This is a genomic window from Microcoleus sp. AT9b-C3 (assembly GCF_036705485.1).
In the GTDB taxonomy this organism is placed as follows: Bacteria; Cyanobacteriota; Cyanobacteriia; order Cyanobacteriales; family Microcoleaceae; genus Microcoleus.
Genome location: NZ_JAUBUR010000001.1, coordinates 201829 through 218390, shown reverse-complemented (window position 1 = coordinate 218390; position 16562 = coordinate 201829). Strand labels below are relative to the sequence as shown.

The window sequence follows — 16562 nt, the reverse complement described above, 5'->3', positions numbered from 1 at the left end:
GCCTGTTCCAAACTATTCGGCAACTACAAACTGTTACCTGCTAGCGCTGGGCGAGAATCTTTTTTGCGAAATTGCAAAGTGTTATTTTCGCAGTCGATCGCAATTGTATCACCCTCCACAAACGCATTTTCCAGAATTTTGTTTGCCAGCGGGTTTTCCAGCTCCCGCTGAATGGCACGTTTCAAGGGACGAGCGCCGTAAACCGGGTCGTAACCGACATCTGTGATATGGTTTTTCGCCGCATCCGACAGTTCCAAAGTAATTTTTTGTTCTGCCAACAACCGCTCGATCCGCTTCACTTGGATACTGACGATTTGCCGCAGTTCCACCTTGCTCAAAGTGTGGAACAAAATTATCTCGTCCACCCGATTGAGAAATTCGGGCCGAAAGTGCGATCGCAGGGCTGTCATCACCCGTTTTAACATCTGTTCGTACTCTTGGTCTGTCTCCCGTTCTTGAGTCAATAAATTTTCATTTTCACTCTTGTTTTCAGTCTTGTTTTCAGTCTTAGTTACAGTATCAACATCGACTCGCTCGGCCGACACCTCAACAGTACCATCGGCAGCCACTTTATAATCTGTCTTTTGACTTGACAAATCTTTCGTTTCCTGCTTCCGACTCGCAGGTTTTTTGACGGTTTTTTCCTTCTTAGTAAACACGTCTAAAATGTGGTCGCTGCCGATATTGCTAGTCATCACAATTACGGTATTTCTAAAGTCAACCACTCGACCTTGAGAATCGGTAATTCTGCCGTCATCCAACACTTGCAGTAAAATGTTAAATACATCCGGGTGTGCTTTTTCCACTTCGTCAAACAGCACTACCGAATAAGGATGTCTCCGCACTGCTTCGGAAAGTTGTCCCCCTTCATCGTAACCGACATATCCGGGAGGAGCTCCTACCAACCGGGAAACGCTGTGCTTCTCCATGTATTCCGACATATCGATGCGGACGATCGCATCATCGCTGTCAAACAAAAACTCCGCCAAAGCCCGCGCTAACTCAGTTTTGCCGACGCCTGTGGGGCCCATAAACAAGAAAGAGCCGATCGGTCTTCCGGGGTCTTTCATGCCCGCCCTAGCGCGCCGAATTGCCGCCGCCACGGCTGTTACAGCTTCCTCTTGACCGATGACTTTTTGGTGCAAGTGTTTTTCCAATTGCAGCAATTTTTGGCGTTCTGATTCTAACAACCGATTAACCGGAATGCCTGTCCATTTGGCGACAATTTCCGCAATGTCCCCCTCAGTAACTTTTTCGCGCAGCAGGGAAGAACCTTGAGCTTGCTGTTTCAAAAGTTCCGCTTCTTTCGCTTCGCGATCGCGCACCGCCGTTTCCAACTTGCCGTACTTTAACTGTGCGGCCTTATTCAAATCGTAAGCCCTTTCTGCTTGTTCAATTTGGACTCGCAATTGGTCTTCTTCTGCTTTCAATTTATTGATTGCATCCAACAACTGCTTTTCGCCCAACCACTGAGAGGACAATTTTTCCTGCTTGACTTTTAAAATGTCAATCTCAGATGTGATGCGTTCGACGCGGAAGCCGAGCCCAGGGGCTAGAGCACCTTTTCCTTCGCCTTCGATCGACAATTTTTCCATTTCCAACTGCATCACCCGGCGGTCGATTCCTTCCAATTCCACAGGTTTAGAGGTAATCTCCATTTTCAAGTGGGCGGCCGCTTCATCTACGAGGTCGATCGCCTTGTCCGGCAAAAAGCGATCGGAAATATAGCGGAAAGACAGAGTTGCAGCAGCTACCAGGGCCGAATCAGTAATTTTTACCCCGTGGTGGCGTTCGTAACGGTCTTTCAAGCCGCGCAAAATCGAAACAGTATCTTCAACGCTGGGTTCGCCGACAAATACTTGTTGAAAGCGGCGTTCTAGTGCAGGATCTTTTTCAATATTCTTGCGGAATTCGTCGAGAGTTGTAGCGCCGATGCAGCGCAGTTCGCCTCTTGCCAACATCGGTTTTAACAAATTTCCCGCATCCATTCCCGAACCGGAACTGCCACCGCCGCCGGTGCCTACAACGGTGTGCAATTCGTCAATAAACAGGACAATTTGCCCGTCGGAATCGATGACTTCCCGCAGAACAGACCGCAACCGTTCTTCAAATTCGCCCCGGAATTTTGCCCCAGCAATTAAACTGCCCATGTCGAGGCTAAATAGCTGGCGATTTTTCAAAGATTCCGGTACGTCGCCGTTGACAATTCGCTGGGCTAAACCTTCGGCGATCGCAGTTTTTCCGACTCCGGGATCGCCAATTAACACCGGATTGTTTTTTTGACGACGGGAAAGAACTTGCACCACGCGCCGGATTTCCTCGTCGCGGCCGATTACTGGGTCGAGTTTGCCGGCTTTGGCGGCTTCGGTCAAATCGCGACCGTACCTGCTGAGGGCGTCGGAGTTAGCTTCGCCATCTTGATCTTGGGCTTTAGCGTTGCTGCGGCTGCCTTTCCCTGTTTCGGAATTTTTTTCTTGGGCTTTAGCAGTGGCGCGGAAAGATTTGATTGCTTCTTCGAGTTTTGGTCGATCGAGTGTACCGGCTGGGGGTTTGCGATCGTAACCGGGGCGGCCGGGCGGGCCGTCGCCTTTTGTCAGCAACCTGCGGCCGACTCGTTCGTCTTCTACTAAGCCAATTAATAAATGTTCAATGGCGATAAAATTATCTTGCCAAGTCGCCCTGGTGGCCTCGGCAACATCTAACATCACTTCTAAGCCGCGACCGAGGTATAGTTGGTCAGCGTTGGCAACTCTGGGCTGTCGTTTGGCAAAAGCATCTAACTGCTGGGCAAAGCGGGCGGCATCGACTCCAGCTTTGCTGAGAATGCTGTTGGCTAAGCCTTGCTGTTCGAGAAGGGCGATGGCTAAATGTTCAACCTCTAGCTGCTGATTGGAAAAGCGGCGGGCTACATCCTGGGATTTGACAATGGCTTCCCAGGCTTGATCTGTAAATTTGCTAGGGTCTGTTGGCTGCACGTTGGTTCCTCGCAATCAAGGGGATTCCTGTTGTTATCCGTTAATACATCGTCTCATAACCATCATAATCTTTAAACAGGATTATGAATTTATGAGTGCGGTTAACTAGGGCGGAAGTTGTGACCTAATTGACCTCTTGCAAAAGCTTACAGTCCGCAATCCACCCCGAATTTTGGTGCGGTCAGACCGACTCTGGCGATTCCCTTCGGGATAGTTTCGCTGGCCGTACTTATAAAAATATTGCCAGAAACAAGATTTTTTATCGGCTGAGACTTATGCTATTTCCCACTTACCAGTTTCTAGTTTTTTTCCTAATTATTTTTAGCCTGATCGTCTCTGTGAAACCCCAAGTCGATTTGTATAAAATTGTCTTGTTAGTTTCCAGTTTATTATTTTATTCCTTTTGGAGTTTTGACTTTCTCTTGCTCCTCGTTTTCTCTACAGCCTCTAATTATATCATTCTCCGGGTTCTCTGCAACAGTAAGTATAAAAAAATTGCTTTAATCTCCGGTCTAATTTTTAACATTGCCTATCTCGGCATCTTTAAATATTGCAACTTCTTTGTAACTTCCTTATTTGAGGTACTGAACCAGCTACAAACTCCAGCCAACTTTCCAGTTTTGCAAATAATCGCCCCCGTCGGCGTGTCTTTCTATACTTTTAGAATGATTTCTCATTTAATCGACTGCTACCAGCAAAAAATACCCTGTCCAAAATTTATAGACTATGCCGCCTACATTACCTACTTTCCGCAAATTGCCTCCGGCCCAATCTCGCGAGCTCACGAATTTTACTTGCAGCTAAATTCACAAAAAAAATACGACTATCAAATTGAAGAAGTTATAGTTTTGATTTTGTCTGGACTCTTCAAAAAATATACTTTAGCCAGCTTTTTGTTTAACTTCACTGACTTACCCTTCAAAGTCCCCCAGCAGTACAGCAGCATCGATTTAATCCTCGCGGCAATTTCCTATTCCTGTTTAATTTACGTAGATTTCAGCGGCTATTCAGATTTAGCCAACGGCATCTCCTGTTTGCTGGGTTTCAAACCGATTGCCAACTTTAATATGCCATACCGATCGCTCAGTCTGCAAGAATTTTGGAAAAGGTGGCACATCAGTCTTTCCGAGTGGCTGAGGGATTACGTTTACTTTCCCTTTGGCGGCAACAAATACGGCAAGTTGAGGAAGTACGTAAATTTACTGATGACAATGGCGATCGGTGGATTGTGGCACGGCGCAGGTTTAAACTTTATTTTCTGGGGAGCAATTCACGGTTTAGGATTAATTGTCAACCATTTATGTAAAGATATCCCCCAAGCTATCCACTTTAAATTAGACTATGCCTTTCCCAGATTTGCTAAATTTTGCAGTTGGCTGCTAACATTTACTTTTGTTACTTGTAGTTGGGTATTTTTCGGCACTCCCAACTGGGAAACTGCGGTGAGTTTTTTTGAAGGAATTGTCCATCCTGCCGTCGCAACTTTTCAATTTAACTTTTGGCAATTGTATTTAGTAATTGCAGTCATTGGCGCGATCAACTTGTGGGGCGATCGCATCTCCCAACTATTGCAAACCGTATTGTCATTAAAAAACATTTTCTTTCGGGTTGTCATAGTTTCGCTGCTCGTGTATACTATCTTGATGTTGGGGCCTAGTACCGTTCCGCCTTTTATTTACTTTAATTTCTAAGAAATATGAAAGACCGGGAATTTTTGCTAATTGTTACTTCTGTCATTCTCACTTTAATATTTTCCAACTTATCATTATTTCTAAAAAGCTTTGCTTCAACTCCTTTCGCCAGTCCCGAAATTAAACAAGCCGCGCGCCAGATCAAAATAGACAATTTCCGAAAATCCGAACAAGATTTTTGGAGCAAAATTAAAGATATTAACTTCGATAGCCTCCCCAAAGAACCAGAAATTCCTCCTGTACAAACCGAAACAAAAGCAGCCGTTAAACCCCCAAAGCCTGCTACTGCTAAAAAAACAACCCCAGCTAAAAAACCAACCCCAGCTAAACCAAAACTAACCAGACCTTATCGCAGATTTTTATTTATTGGAGATTCCGTAATGTTCGACTTAGGAATTCAACTCCAGTACACTCTTAAGAAAAAATACAATATCGCCGATACGAAAATTGACTACAAGGTATCGACCGGATTAAATCGGATAGATTATTATGACTGGTATGCCAGAACTCGCCAAATTCTTAATAATTACCAGCCGGATGTAGTGGTAGTTTTGTTCGGTGCCAATGACCGTCAAAATATCATTGATTCTCAAGGAAAAGGTCGGGCTGTTATGACCCAAGAATGGCAAAAAGCTTATCAAGAAAGAGTGGACAGATATGCCAAGTTACTGGATTCGTCATCCGTGAGAAAAGTGTATTGGGTCGGTCAATCGATGCCTAACAAATCTTCGTATCTCAAAGCTTTTCCCATCATGAACGATATTTATAAAAATGCCAGCAAATCTTCAGCCAAAATCGAATTTATTTCTACTTGGGAGACATTTGGACAAGCCGGGAAATTTGTTCCTGTAGTTGCCAATAAATCTGGTAAGCGAGGTTATGTAAAAAATAATGACGGCTTGCACTTTACCTCCCACGGCGCTCAAATTATCAGCGACTTAATCGTTGACCAAATGGTGAGCGACAAAATCTTAAAACTTCCCACAAAAAAATGACTATAATAGGTTTGGTTTCGTGACCAAACCTAAAATTTTGACAGTTTATCGATTAGTGCAAAATTATATATGGAGTTCGGGACGCACATTAGCATTGCTCAACCCGGTTGATCATAAAAATCTGGGCTTTATTTATGAGAAATTTACCCGTGAAACCGGGTTTATAACTCCCTATGCGTCCCGGACTAATATTGACAAAAAGCATCAGTAAATGTAATGCTGAATTCAGCATCAAACAACGGCGTCCATATCTAGTAATTGTCCTGGCGACAAATTATGACGAGGAATGTGTGGAAACTCGATCGCCCTAGCATCCCTGAGTCAATGGGGTGCAGCGGCACAGCGCTAATCTTCACTCTCACTAAATATACTCAACCTTGGCAAAGAATAAACCTAATTGAAAAAATCCTGCAACAGTGCGGCATTGAGCCTTTTGCTGAAGTTTTGGGCGTACCCAACAGCGGCATATTCAGAGAAAATATACCGGAATCCGTCAGAAAACCCCATCCGAATTTGCTGTTTCGCGCTTTGGCAATTCAGGCATTGGGGAAGGTGCCAGAGGGGCACAGACCAAGTGAGAGAACGCCTAGATCAAGTAATTTTAGCAAAAATCTGCTGGCGACGTTAGAACAGGAAGCGCGAGGGGGATCGACTCCTTTAATTCGGTGGTCTGCGGCTGTTAGTATTAAGTCAATTTGGTTGGATGAAGCAGGGCCACGACAAGGCAAGGAAGGCGTTGTCAATGTCACAATCAATGCAGGGGAAATTGAGCGACGGGTTGTAGAAGAGCAAATTAAAGTGTTAACAAGCAACAAATTTGCTTTGGGCGACAGCAGCAGAGATGACAGCAGTAAGGAATATGAGAATTGTCTCGATTTTTGGGTGTACGGCCCGAACTGCCTGCTGCCGAGTCTGCCAATGGATTGCGACGAATATCTGTTTTGGATCGATCGAGTATTTGCTGCGATCGCATTTACGGGTCAGTACAAGTTGAATGCAGAAAACGATGCAGCAGCCACAAACTTTTTGGAAGCTGCAGAAAATAATTTTAATGACTTGGAATTCTCCAAAATACTGGCCCAAATTTTTGAGTTCCTGCACCACCCGGAAGCGAGAGTTAAAAATCTAGTTACAATTATTTTAGAACCTTACAAAGACAAGCTAGACCGAAAATCGGCGCAAATTATGACAGCGCTTGTATATAAATTTAATGTAAAATATCAGCCCTTAGAATGTCTGACTATTCCCGAAATAGAGGAGTACAAAGCGTCACTGTATTTCGGTAAAATGGAAATTGACGACTTGTATGGTGAGGCTTTGTCGCTGTGCGGCGATCGGGATGTCGAACTCGCAAGTTTATTGTCAGCTAAACAAAGGGAATCCCAAAATACTCTAGAGGAGCATATCAACAATCTCAGCAAGTTAGTTAAGTCAATCATAAATTGCCAGAGCTTGTTAGATGCTAATAAGGAACTTTTATATTTGACTGTAGATCGGCTGAAAAAATGGGATTACACTCTAGACAATAAACTGGCGGCGCACCGCCAACAAATCCAAAACCTGAGCTTGGATAAAAGTACCTCCGAGCAGTGCATAACCCTTGACAATGAACTCAATTATATCAGAGATGGTTTGCAGTATACTTTGTATGAAATTACCTCAAATATTAACAGCCAAATTAGAGACTTAGAACTTTCTGCGTCCAAAAATAGCAAGACTGCAACAGATATGTTTAAGTGGACGTGGCTATTATTCAGGGTGGGGTTTTCAGGAGGGCTGTTTTTGTATTTATCCGATTTACTGATTAAGTGGATATTCGGGGTCAGCTACACAAGCGAATTTCTAGTTTATTGGACTATTTTATTTAGTGTGAGCGTAGTATTTTTGTTAGTATTAGCTATATTTTTTTCGGGTATCGCTGCTTTAGACCAGCGCCGAGAATCTAAATTAATTCCTAAATTTGATAGCTTAAGCCAAATAGGGAGCAGTTTTTCTATATTGTGGCAAAAAATTTATTTGCAACCGTTTGTCCCGTCGGTGCGATCGAATTAAAAGTTTCAGTTGACAGTTGACAGTTGACAGTTGTCAAAAGGAAAATGGAAGAGGGAAGATAGTTTTTCCTTCCCCTTCCCCCTCGTAAGAAAGTTAGGATGCGGTTGTTGCTGCTACTTTCTGGGTGTTGGTACCTTGATTTGCCAGTTGAATTAATTCAACTTTATATCCATCTGGGTCTTGCACAAAAGCGATGACTGTTGAACCGTGCTTCATCGGGCCGGGTTCGCGGATAACTTTACCGCCGCGGGCTTTAATTTCTTCGCAAGTACCGTAAATGTCGTCAACGCCGATCGCAATATGACCGTAAGCATCACCCAAATTGTACTCTGTGACGCCCCAGTTGTATGTTAATTCCAAAACTGTAGTGTCTGATTCATCGCCGTAGCCCACAAAAGCCAGAGTAAATTTACCGTCTGGATAGTCCTTTTTTCGCAGCAATTTCATGCCCAGAACCTCGGTGTAAAATTTGAGGGACTCTTCCAGATTGCCGACTCGGAGCATCGTGTGTAGTAGTTGCATTTAGCTCACTCCAAATTTCTTAAGCTTTCATCTATTTTAGCGATATCTTGCTGGAAAAAACCGCGTCCGCAAAGTTTACCTGGTTTTAGATTGCTTTTTACTGAACAAAAACCACCACAATTCTAAACCCATTAATGTCACTCCGCCTGCTGTTACGCCAATTTTTAAACTTAATGGCTGTTCGATATGCGGAAATTTAGTGGTTGAATTGGCAGGAGGGATTGATATTTGATTTGCTCGCACTCCCGATGCAATTGCGAGCATAATTCCTAAACTTCCGAGGCTTCCTAAGATTTGGCGCTGGTTCAACATTTTTTGAATTTTTCCTGTTTATGAAAAAGATTTTCGTTGATAAATGGGAGTAGGGTGCGCATTGCGCACCTTACTGATAAATGGGAGTAGGGTGCGCATTGCGCACCTTACTGATAAATGGGAGTAGGGCGCGCATTGCGCACCAGGATGGTTGGGAAACCTCCCAATTTATGCACTAGATTTGGCTTGAAAATTCCGCAATCGCAAAGCATTACTAACAACAGAGACTGAACTAAAAGCCATTGCTGCACCGGCAATAATTGGATTGAGCAGCCAGCCGAAAATTGGGAACAAAATGCCAGCGGCAATCGGTATTCCAGCGATGTTATAAATAAACGCAAAAAACAGATTTTCGCGAATATTTCGCATGGTGGCGCGGGAAAGTTTAATTGCTGTAACTATGCCTTGCAAATCTCCTGAAATTAAGGTAATGTCGCTGGCTGCGATCGCCACATCTGTGCCGGTGCCGATCGCAATTCCCACGTCTGAAGCGGCAAAAGCCGGTGCATCGTTAATCCCGTCTCCCACCATCGCGACAATTTTTCCTCCCCGTTGTAGGGCTTGGATTTGAGCTGCTTTTTGGTCGGGTCTAACTTCGGCAAAAACGCGCGTAATGCCCACGGATTGGGCGATCGACTCCGCTGTCGCGCGATTATCTCCCGTCAGCATCGCCACCTCCAAACCGAGTTTTTGAAGCGCTTTCACCGCCTGCGCGGACGATGGTTTGAGAGCATCAGCAATGCCCAGAATTGCCTCTATTTTGCCCTCTACAGCCATCCAAACAACCGTTTTGCTCGCAGCTTCCAAAGCTCTGGCGCGCAGTTCCAGATATTCAGTATCGCAGCCTAGTTCCTGCATCCACCTCAGCGTTCCCAGGGCGATCGACTTGGAGGCTACAACCCCTCGAACACCGCTGCCCGCGATCGCCTCAAAATCCTTAACATCCGTCAAATTTACCTCTTGAGATTGAGCGTACCTCACAACAGCTTCCCCCAAAGGATGCTCCGAATTGTGCTCGACAGACGCCGCCAATTGCAGCAACTTTAACTCATTGCTGTTCGCCGTTCCTTTAATTGTCACAAAATCAGTTACAGTCGGCTTACCTTCGGTAAGAGTTCCTGTTTTATCTAACACAATAATTTGGATTTGGTGAGCCAATTCTAAACTCTCTGCTCCTTTAATTAAAATCCCGTTTTCTGCACCTTTCCCCGTGCCAACCATCACAGCAGTCGGAGTCGCTAAACCCAAAGCGCAGGGACAGGCAATAATCAGCACTTCCACCATTGTCACTGTGGCTAGAGTGAAGTTTCCCGTCGCGTTAAACCAGATAATAAAAGTAGCTAAAGCGACGGCAATTACTACAGGAACAAACCAACCAGTCACTTGGTCGGCTAACTTTTGAATTGGTGCTTTTGAACCCTGTGCCTCCTGCACCATCTTGACAATTTGAGATAAAAATGTATCTTTGCCAACTCTTGTCGCCCGAAACTTGAAGCTACCAGTTTTATTAATTGTGGCTCCGATAACTTCGTCGCCAAGCTGCTTTTTGACAGGCAAACTTTCTCCCGTAACCATTGCTTCGTCTACTGTGGAAGAGCCTTCAATAACATCTCCGTCTACGGGGATTTGCTCTCCCGGCCGCACCTGCACGATGTCGCCAATTTCCACTTGGGCGATCGGCACTTCCAACTCTTCCCCGTTGCGAATTATCCGAGCAGTTTTTGCTTGCAAACCCATGAGTTTGCGAATTGCCTCCGAAGTCTCTCCCTTCGCCCGATTTTCTAGGGTTTTCCCCAACAAAATTAAGGCGATAACGCTGGCGGCTACTTCGTAGTAAACGCTAGGAGTCAAACCTTGGGCCGTCAAGAAACCGGGAAAAAATGTCACAAATACAGAATAAAAGTAAGCAGCACTCGTTCCCAAAGCAATCAAGGTATCCATTGTCGCCACCCGCCGTTTTAGGGATTTCCAAGCTCCCACATAAAACGATTTGCCGCACCAAAATTGTACGGGGGAGGTCAGGACTAATTGCAGCCAAAAATTGTGCAGCCATGCGGGAATAAATGGCAGATGCAAGCCGGTCATCGCTGGAATAGCGCCCACAACTAGCAGGATGCTGATGATGCCTGCTGTCCAGAGTTTTCGCTGCAAGTTTTGAGATTCAGATTTGCGATCGGCTTGTTCGGAATCATCCTCTGCCGCCGCCATTTCTTGAAGCGGCAAAGCTTGGTATCCCGCATCATCAACCGCCGATTGAATTGTTTCTAAGTCGGTTTGCTTGGAGTCGTATTGGATGGTTGCTTGTTCCATCCCAAAATTGACACGACACTCAAGTACGCCGGGGACAGATTGAATTGCTTGTTCGATAGAGGCAGCACAAGAAGCACAACTCATGCCCCGCAATTTAAGTGTGAGATTGTCCATATATGCCATCCTAAGTTTGACAATTTCCTTGCAACTGTCAACTGTCAACTGACTGGATAGCCAGCAGATGCGATCGCTTTCCTAACTTCACTTTCCGACTTAGCGGTTTGAATCGTGACCAATTTTGTCTTGAGATCCGCCTCAACCGTTGAGGCGGAGTCAATGGCTTGGACTGCTTTTGTGATTGTAGTCGCACAAGCAGAACAAGCCATTTTAGGAACTTTTAGCTGTAAAGTCATAATTGGAACCTCAGCAGAAACTACTCTGCTCAATCAATGAATTAACTCCATTGTAAAGTCTCCAGTACACAGGAGAGTCAAGGGAACATTCGGAACTAAATCTTAAGTTTTACTGCTAGGAGTTATGGACTCACTCTACTTGTAGGGTGCGCACTGCGCACCTTACGTGTTTAAATGGCAAATCAATAATTCTTTACAAGTGGGACTCAAAAATTTCATCCTAATTTCATTTATATGTGAAAAGCTGAAGATAAATGGCAGTTTTAAGGATATAAACTCTATGAAACCAATTTCATTGAAAACAGGCTTTGCGGCGCTGATGTTGACCGCCACAGCCGCTTTAACCAGTGGAGTGCTTGCAGCTTGTTCAAAAGCCCCATCCAGTGAAACTCCAGCCCCAAATGTTACGGCTGCAACCGAAACAAACAACAAGCAAAACGTGGCCCAAGGCGGTGGCATGGGTGGCATGAATCATGGCATGAATCACGATATGTCAATGGATTTAGGCCCTGCTGATGCCGACTACGATTTGCGATTTATTGATGGCATGACAGTACACCATCAAGGTGCTGTAAAAATGGCTCAAGATGTGCTTAAACAATCCAAACGCCCGGAAATGAAAAAACTTGCCACTGATATAATTGCTGCTCAAAACCGCGAAATCAATCAAATGAAAGAGTGGCGAAAAGCTTGGTATCCCAAAGCCAGCAGTACACCGATGGCTTATCACGCTTCAATGGGTCACATGATGGCAATGACTCCCGAACAAATGCAAAGCATGATGATGAGCATGGATTTAGGGGCCGGTGACGACCAATTTGACTTGCGATTTATTAATGCGATGATTCCTCACCACGAAGGAGCTTTAGTGATGGCTGAAGATGCTTTGAAGAAGTCAAAACGCCCGGAAATGAAGAAATTGTCTCAAGAAATTCTGACTTCGCAAAAGCAAGAAATTGAGCAAATGAAACAGTGGCGGCAAGCTTGGTACAAACAGTAATTGAGCTCACCTCAACAAAACGTGACCCAAATCCCCAAAATGAGTGACCTTAATCACAGTAGCTCAAGAGTTCCGAAAAACTTGCTTCACCAAAGCAAGAAATTGAGCAAATGAAAAAGTGGCGACAACCTTGGTAGAAAAAGTAATATAGCTCGACTGTGGCTGTCAGCATTTGTCTGACTCCACCTCAGTTTCCTGAGAATAGCTACACATATTTCAGATAAGGGAGCCGCTCTACCTCTAAAGTAGTAGGAAGCTACGTAAAAATACTGTAGACAATGTCTCATCTCTACCTCTAAAGTAGTAGGTAAGTCAGTAAAAAGCTATATGGATAGAGAGGGTAGTGTATGAGATTGAATAGCTTGGAATTAAACACAACTTATAAATCAAATCCAGCCGTAGATGAGCTAGTGAGCGCATTGACAAACGAAATTGAAGCGCGAATAGAGATAAAAAAACCGGAAAAAAATATACAGCAAAATCGCTTGTCATTAGGCGAAACTTATCTTCGTATTTTAGAAGCTGGTGGTCATCTGGGCTGTTGATGCGAAATTTCATCCTAATTTCATTTGACCGTGAAATACTAGGTTGAGTAGAGCATTTCTAGCTCTTGGTCATTGCTTAGCGGTCGCTTCTTGGAAAATGCTAATAAGTAAATTTACTTAATGGGTATCACTTACTTACCTGTGCAAAATACCAACCGCTAAACCTGTGGCACTCAACCTGATTTCAAGGACAATGCCAACGATGATATTTCACAAATATGCTCAATATCCGGCAATTATTAGCAGCTTTTCGGGAAGTTTGTTCAGCCTAATTTTGCTAAGTTCTCCTGCTGCTGTTTTTGCCCACGCTGGTCACGGAAATGAATTTCACCAAAGCGGCGAAACAACTCAAACTCCTGCTGCTATTTCTGTCGATGCCGAAACAGCAAAACGATTAGGTATTAAAGTCTCTCCTGCGGCCCGCCAGCGACTAGATATCGGCATTAAAACCACTGGACAAATTGAAACTTTGCCCAACCAAAAAGTCGAAGTTACGGCTCCGGTTGCTGGGAAAGTAGTAGAGTTGCTGGTTAAGCCTGGGGACAAAGTATCAAAAGGTCAACCCGTTGCGGTGTTATCGAGTTCAGAATTAGGACAATTGCGGGTTGAATCTCTCTCGAAACAGGCTGAAGCTGAGGCAGATTTGCAGCAAGCCGAAGGCGATATCAAACTAGCACGAGAAAATTACGATCGCCAACTTCAAATATCCGCCGCAGAAATCGCCCAAGCCCAAACCCAATTGGCAGCGGTAACTAAGCAGTACCAGCAAGAACAAGAATTAGTAAACAAGCGTTCAGTTGTGCAAGCCGCTCAAGAAAACTATCAACGTCAAGTTGAAATAGCGCAAGCAGAAATAGCGCGGGCAGAAACTGAACTGACAGTGGCTAAAGAACAGTTCGATCGCGACAAAGAATTAGTGGCATCTGGGGCGATCGCGCGGCGCACAATGCTGGAATCCCAAGCCCACTTCGCCGAAGCACAAGCCGCTGTTGCTAAAGCAAAAAGCCGTCCTGAAGTTATCAAAGCCGAAACCGAAATTAAACAAGCCGAAGTAGACCTCCCAATGCGGGAATTGCGGGAATCTCAAGGCAGAGTAGCAGACGCAAAAGCTCAACTTACCAGAGCTCAGAGTCGCCGGGAAGTCCTAGAAGCCGAGAACCAAGTCAAACGCGGCAAAACTGCCGTCGAAGTCGCTCAGTCGCGCATTCGCTTGGCTGACGCAGCCTATCAAGCGCGACTGCAACAATTAGGAACTGTTGCCAACGATCGAGGACTCGTTACCGTAGTTGCTTCGATTTCTGGGACGGTAGCCGATCGCGAAATCACCCTAGGAGAGTCAGTAAACGCTGAAAAATCGTTGATGAGTCTGTTAAATGACAGCCGCGTTTTTGCCACAGCCAATATTTACGAAAAAGACCTGAATCAAGTAAAACAGGGTCAGGAAGTCAGGATAAAAGTCGCTAATTTACCCGATCGCACTTTCAAGGGAAAAATCGCCTTAATTGGGTCATCCGTGGAAGGAGAAACGCGGGTTGTGCCGGTGAAAGCAGAACTAGATAATATTAACGGCGAATTAAAGCCAGGACTGTTTGCTGAGTTGGAGATTTTAACTGACAAAACTGCCACAAATATTTTAGCAATTCCGAGTGCAGCGGTAGTGGATGTTAGCGGGAAAAAAACCGTTTACGTCCAAAATGGCGATGCTTATCAAGCTGTTGAAATTGAACTCGGTCAAACTGCCGGAGATTTAGTTGAAGTTAAGAGGGGTTTATTCGAGGGAGATTTGATAGTAACGCAGCGAGCACCTCAACTTTACGCACAATCTTTGCGGGGGGACAGCAAGCCCTCAAAAGACGAGGCAAAGAAAGACGCAACTCCACAGGTAACAGAAATTAATTTTAATAATTTACCCGTGTCTTTATGGTGGGCGGGAATAGGGGGAGGAGTTGCGATCGCATCTCTGACTTTTGCAGCCGGCGTGTTGTGGGGAAATCGGCGCAAATTGCCAGCAATAGCAGCGGATTCTGGAAACAATAATTTTTCTGTCTCTGCACCGACATTAAACGCGAGTACAGTAGATGAATTGTCACTGCGGGATGACAACCATCGAGTTAAAAGTCAGGAGACAGAAGCCAAGAGCTTGAACTAAAAATTTTGTTTAATCTAGCAATTATAACCTACATAAAATGACTTAAAAAGGCGGAATAGCCGATGGTAAACCAACTCGCATAAATAAACGTGCAAATGCCTGAGAAAAGTGTTCTAGGTAAGGAGATTTTAATCGCCAGCGATCGTTTAAATTACTAGCGTGTTTCAACACATATTCGTAAGGCAAGGTTTGGATCTCTCTAAAATTTACAACCAGTGATTCTTTGTTATTATCTGGGTTCGTGGGTGATGCCAGCAGGTGCAAACCTTCTGTTCTCCCTCTTAAAACTTCATTCCATTTTCCTTTTTTCTTAAATGCTTCGTTATTTTCCTCAAATTCTGAAATATGGTAAATTGCACACAGCACTACCTGAGCTACTTTTTTATTATCCAGATCGCAGCTTTGGGTGAGAACAATTAAATCGAGTTCATTAACTTCTATTTGTACCTCTTGAATTTCACTGTTTTTGCCAAAATTTGTTGGGTCAAATACTGGTATTGGTACCAGACACCCAGGCAGGTAATCACCTTGCCTGAGAGTGGATTCATTGACCTGCGCCCAGAAAGGCTCTACGCTCATTCTTCATCGAAAATATACGGCAGAGGTTTTTTACGCCCTTTGAACTGAGCACGCATGATTACTCGTTCCGAACGCTTTGGCGGTACTGGATTGTAGTCTCTTTCGCCAAGGCTGTCTAGAGTTTGTAAGTATTGTTTTACAATTAAATTCTGCAACACTTTATCAACTAATGCTGCAAGTTTTTGTCCTTCAGGACTTTGTAAATGAGCTGTGGCTTTTGACTCTAACACCAGCAATTTTGAGGATGGTGAAACGCCATTAGGACGTAGGGGGGTAATTGTAGCCATCAGTTAATCAACTCCCTTGTGCGTTCTGTAATACAAGCTTCAAAAGCTATGTTTTTTTGTTCGTGCATTTGTTCTAAAATGTGCCAAACCTCTATTTCATTAGAAGGAATATCTCCTTCCATAAATAGATCTAAATCCAATATTATAGAAACAAAATCAGGTGTGGGAGGTGGAACTATTGCTTGATTGATAACCAGCATTGTTCCCAAGTCTTCTTGTGGGATTTGTAGCTGCATAAAGTAGCCACTTAATCCTTGCGGCAAGTCAGGGGAAACTTCCGGAAATGTCCTCAAATACTCTTTGAGATCGCCAATCGGTAAAGAAATATCTAGCCTGTTAATATACCTGAGTGCTAAACGAACAATTGCTTCTGGATGTATCAGCGACTGATAGATATTCCACAGTCGTTTTGCTTCATCCCGAAAATTTTCCCAACAGTCGTAAGGGGCAAGCCGACTGAATGCGAAAGCATCTAAACGCAGTTGAAGAATTTGTTTTTGGTCGTTGCGGGAGGCTCTATAGCCAATAGGAGATTGGCTTGCTGTTGCCCCAACACTAGCACCTGCCATCATTTGCCCCTGAAAAAGTAACACCTCTTCACGCTGAGGATACTCAGCCTGAATGCTGGAGTACACCTGCGCCAAATTGTCAAGTTTAACTTCTGGTGGAAGTTTAACTTGTATATCAATCAAGGCTTCGGTGATTGGGGCGTGCGAGTAGTGTTTTGGTGCTTGCATACCAACTATTGTAAGCTGCATTGTCAAAAATAGCAATACAGGTTATATCATTTGA

General features: G+C 44.4%; 14 protein-coding genes. 6 read left to right on the top strand and 8 right to left on the bottom strand.

Annotated features, from left to right (window positions below; translation table 11 throughout):
- Positions 1 to 23: 23 nt before the first annotated feature.
- Complete coding sequence (locus QUB77_RS00880; protein ID WP_333169632.1) at positions 24 to 2975, bottom strand: AAA family ATPase; 2952 nt, start codon at positions 2973 to 2975, stop codon at positions 24 to 26.
- Between the two features lie 275 nt (positions 2976 to 3250).
- Here QUB77_RS00880 and QUB77_RS00875 point away from each other — a divergent pair, with 275 nt between their 5' ends.
- The 3 genes from QUB77_RS00875 (at position 3251) to QUB77_RS00865 (ending at position 7713) form a co-directional block, all read left to right on the top strand.
- A complete protein-coding gene (locus tag QUB77_RS00875) occupies positions 3251 to 4666 on the top strand; it encodes an MBOAT family O-acyltransferase (protein WP_333169630.1) in 1416 nt (471 codons plus the stop codon).
- Between the two features lie 5 nt (positions 4667 to 4671).
- Positions 4672 to 5661, top strand: a complete 990-nt coding sequence (locus QUB77_RS00870) for a DUF459 domain-containing protein (RefSeq protein WP_333169627.1) — start codon at positions 4672 to 4674, stop codon at positions 5659 to 5661.
- 276 nt (positions 5662 to 5937) lie between these two features.
- Positions 5938 to 7713, top strand: a complete 1776-nt coding sequence (locus QUB77_RS00865) for a hypothetical protein (protein ID WP_333169625.1) — start codon at positions 5938 to 5940, stop codon at positions 7711 to 7713.
- Between the two features lie 93 nt (positions 7714 to 7806).
- Here QUB77_RS00865 and gloA read toward each other — a convergent pair whose 3' ends face one another.
- The 4 genes from gloA to QUB77_RS00845 form a co-directional block, all read right to left on the bottom strand.
- Complete coding sequence (gene gloA / locus QUB77_RS00860) at positions 7807 to 8235, bottom strand: lactoylglutathione lyase (protein ID WP_333169622.1); 429 nt, start codon at positions 8233 to 8235, stop codon at positions 7807 to 7809.
- A gap of 75 nt (positions 8236 to 8310) precedes the next feature.
- Positions 8311 to 8547, bottom strand: coding sequence for a hypothetical protein (locus tag QUB77_RS00855; RefSeq protein ID WP_333169620.1), 237 nt, complete (start codon positions 8545 to 8547; stop codon positions 8311 to 8313).
- 168 nt (positions 8548 to 8715) lie between these two features.
- Complete coding sequence (locus tag QUB77_RS00850; protein WP_333169618.1) at positions 8716 to 10971, bottom strand: heavy metal translocating P-type ATPase; 2256 nt, start codon at positions 10969 to 10971, stop codon at positions 8716 to 8718.
- Positions 10972 to 11015: 44 nt separating this feature from the next.
- Positions 11016 to 11210, bottom strand: a complete 195-nt coding sequence (locus QUB77_RS00845) for a heavy-metal-associated domain-containing protein (RefSeq protein ID WP_333169617.1) — start codon at positions 11208 to 11210, stop codon at positions 11016 to 11018.
- 280 nt (positions 11211 to 11490) lie between these two features.
- Between QUB77_RS00845 and QUB77_RS00840 the strand changes: the two genes are divergently transcribed.
- The 3 genes from QUB77_RS00840 to QUB77_RS00830 all read left to right on the top strand — a co-directional run bounded on the left by QUB77_RS00840 (position 11491) and on the right by QUB77_RS00830 (position 14904).
- Positions 11491 to 12210: a DUF305 domain-containing protein gene (locus QUB77_RS00840; RefSeq protein ID WP_333169615.1), complete on the top strand. Its 720-nt coding sequence runs from the start codon at positions 11491 to 11493 to the stop codon at positions 12208 to 12210.
- A gap of 362 nt (positions 12211 to 12572) precedes the next feature.
- Positions 12573 to 12755, top strand: coding sequence for a hypothetical protein (locus QUB77_RS00835; protein WP_333169614.1), 183 nt, complete (start codon positions 12573 to 12575; stop codon positions 12753 to 12755).
- 193 nt (positions 12756 to 12948) lie between these two features.
- Positions 12949 to 14904, top strand: a complete 1956-nt coding sequence (locus QUB77_RS00830) for an efflux RND transporter periplasmic adaptor subunit (RefSeq protein ID WP_445251702.1) — start codon at positions 12949 to 12951, stop codon at positions 14902 to 14904.
- A gap of 42 nt (positions 14905 to 14946) precedes the next feature.
- Here the strand turns inward: QUB77_RS00830 and QUB77_RS00825 are convergent, their stop codons facing one another.
- From QUB77_RS00825 to QUB77_RS00815, 3 genes are read right to left on the bottom strand one after another with little or no spacing between them, the layout of a single operon-like run.
- Positions 14947 to 15483: a hypothetical protein gene (locus QUB77_RS00825; RefSeq protein WP_333169612.1), complete on the bottom strand. Its 537-nt coding sequence runs from the start codon at positions 15481 to 15483 to the stop codon at positions 14947 to 14949.
- Positions 15480 to 15770 carry a hypothetical protein gene (locus QUB77_RS00820; protein ID WP_333169610.1) on the bottom strand — a complete coding sequence of 97 codons (291 nt, stop codon included), beginning with the start codon at positions 15768 to 15770 and terminating at the stop codon, positions 15480 to 15482. Before QUB77_RS00820 ends, QUB77_RS00825 begins: the two co-directional genes overlap by 4 nt.
- Positions 15770 to 16507, bottom strand: coding sequence for a TIGR04255 family protein (locus QUB77_RS00815; RefSeq protein ID WP_333169608.1), 738 nt, complete (start codon positions 16505 to 16507; stop codon positions 15770 to 15772). The genes QUB77_RS00820 and QUB77_RS00815 overlap by 1 nt, the downstream gene beginning before the upstream one ends.
- Positions 16508 to 16562 lie beyond the last annotated feature (55 nt).